Origin of the sequence: Streptomyces sp. SID3343, assembly GCF_009865215.1 — a bacterium.
Taxonomy (GTDB): domain Bacteria; phylum Actinomycetota; class Actinomycetes; order Streptomycetales; family Streptomycetaceae; genus Embleya.
In genome coordinates this window covers 1-2,192 of sequence record NZ_WWJX01001351.1, presented here as the reverse complement: position 1 = coordinate 2,192, position 2,192 = coordinate 1, and the positions used below count along the sequence as shown (strand labels likewise).

Here is a 2,192-nt window from a genome sequence, read left to right as displayed (position 1 = left end):
TCGTCGTCGTCCCAGCCGTCGAGTTCGTATTCCTTCGTCTTCGTCATGCGGCGGTCACCGGGCCCGCGTTCGCGGACCGACGGGAGTGGAAGACCGATCGTCGTAACCATCCGGAGGCACCCCGAGTGCCCCGCCCCGGGAATGAACCCGTCAAGCGGGCGAAGCGCGAACTCGCCCGGGCGCGGCAAGCGGATCGCCGGTTGCGTAAGGCGCTGCCAAGAGACCGCAACGCGTCGGAAGGGGCGGACACTTCGCCGCCGCGACCCGATCTCGACGCCCAATCCCTCAAGGCCGGGAACAGCCACTCTCCGAACACTGCCGCCGCCACGGCGACGAGCCCCCCGTCACCCCAAGTGCGCCCCACGCCCCCGAAGCCGGCCCACACCGTCGCGGCCCCGGGCGTCGACCTAGCCGCCGCGCGGATGGCATCACCGGCACAGCGGCCATGGCCTGGGACACAGCACGCACGAAGCAACTCCTGCTCGACGCCGCCGTGGAGGAGTTCGCCGAATTCGGTCCCGCCGGCGCCCGCGTGGCGAAAATCGCAAAGCGGGCCGGTGTCAACCAAGAGCGGATCCACCAGTACTTCGGCAACAAGCCTCGCGACGTCGTGTCCGGATCGGGCTGCGACAAAAGTGGCAAGCATCCCTGGCAACCGGTTGGAACAGACGACTGCCCAGGCGGGGCCCGGTCCATCGAGCACAGATGGCGGTCAAACCTACGCTGCCCAGTTGCGCGCCGCGTTGCTCACCGCGTCCGGTCTGCCGGCCGCCCACCTGACGAACCGCACGGACGCGGCCGACCGCGCGCTCCCGGACGCCCTCACACCTCCGGGTGTGCTCGTGATCGACGACGCTCCGACGCATCGCCGCCCCCGAACCGGACTACCTCCGCCTCCTGGTCGACGCCCCACCACCCGGACGTCGTTGGTGTCGTGCGGCGCCGGCGCCGGGCGCACTCTCACCCGAGCCCCGGCCTCACGGGTATCGACCCGGCAACACAGCCCACCACTTCGATGCGCCCCAAGTCTGCGGCGTGCCAAGACTGTTCGACTCCTGTGGCACACCGCGACCGACTCCCGGTCGCCTCGATCGTGCGGCCACGGCGCCGCGTGTCCGACCCTGTCGGGTCGACGTTCGCCGGCGCGTATCGAGTCGTCCTGACGAAGGGGATTGCGCCGCCGAAAGGGTGCACGGCGCGCGAGGTTCGTCTCGCCGCGCGTCAACCCGTTTCGGGGTCCGGCCAGTGTTGGACGCGGAGCACGAGCAGAATCGCGAGGCGGCGGTGTTCCATGTACCAGACGATCAGGCGCCCCTCGGCGTGATCACGGATCCCCGACACGCCGGAATCGTGCTCGGAGGGGTCGCCGAGGTATCGCACCGCGGCCGCGTCGGCCAAACGCTGCGCCAAGGCGTCGACGTCGGCGCGAACCCGAGGCGTCAGGCCACCGACGACGTGGTCGGCGTCGGGTTCGTACTCCCAGGTCCAGTCGCTCACGCCGCGGCTTCGCGGGCGGCCTCGTCCAACATGGCCGCGATCTCGGCGGCGGCGGGCCGGGCGGCAGCAAGGGTATCGGCGTTCGCGATCGCCTGCTCGAGCTCGCGCAGCCGACTCGCGCGGGCGGGCACACGCCGTAGCGCGACGAACACCGCCCAGCGCCGCAGGAACGTGTGCATGGGCACGGTGCTGTCCGTTTGGACCGCTTCCTGCCAGGCGGCGTGGAATTCCTGTTCGAAGCGCACGGCCGCGGCCGGCTCGAGCGAGAGCACCGCCACCCGCAGCGCCTGCTCCGTCACCGGCGGCATCGGAAACAGCGGCACGTCCCCAGACATCTCGACGCTCTGCTCGCCCACCACGACCGCCTCCTTCACCCCTCACGGCAACCCGCCCCACCCTACTGCGGCGCACCCCCTAAACGTCCGCACGTCCCATTGCCCGTCCGTACCGCCCGCTTCGCCACCGCCCCCGGGTCGGGTGGCATGCCGCTCCCGGACGGCGCCCCGCCATCGGCGGTTCCGTTGCTGGACCCCCTGCCGCGGCTGTCGACGTTCCTACGCCCACTGCGCCGGAGATCTGACCGCGGGGAGCGGGCCGGCCTCCGCTACAGCCCCCAGACCGCCCGCACCCTGGACGTGTTCGCCAAACGCCCCCCTTACATGGCGCAACCACACCTGGGAGGCCGACCACGTCCA

General features: G+C 71.2%; 3 protein-coding genes. 1 reads left to right on the top strand and 2 read right to left on the bottom strand.

The features are described from left to right. The first annotated feature begins 445 nt into the window (after nt 1-445). Complete coding sequence (locus GT354_RS42725; RefSeq protein ID WP_161362259.1) at nt 446-1,324, top strand: helix-turn-helix domain-containing protein; 879 nt, start codon at nt 446-448, stop codon at nt 1,322-1,324. Here the strand turns inward: GT354_RS42725 and GT354_RS42720 are convergent. Beyond that, a complete protein-coding gene (locus GT354_RS42720; protein WP_161362257.1) occupies nt 1,222-1,497 on the bottom strand; it encodes a hypothetical protein in 276 nt (91 codons plus the stop codon). The two genes, GT354_RS42725 and GT354_RS42720, sit on opposite strands and share 103 nt — an antisense overlap. Next, on the bottom strand, nt 1,494-1,856 hold the full coding sequence (locus GT354_RS42715) for a hypothetical protein (protein WP_346012434.1): 363 nt from the start codon (nt 1,854-1,856) through the stop codon (nt 1,494-1,496). Before GT354_RS42715 ends, GT354_RS42720 begins: the two co-directional genes overlap by 4 nt. Between the last annotated feature and the right edge of the window lie 336 nt (nt 1,857-2,192).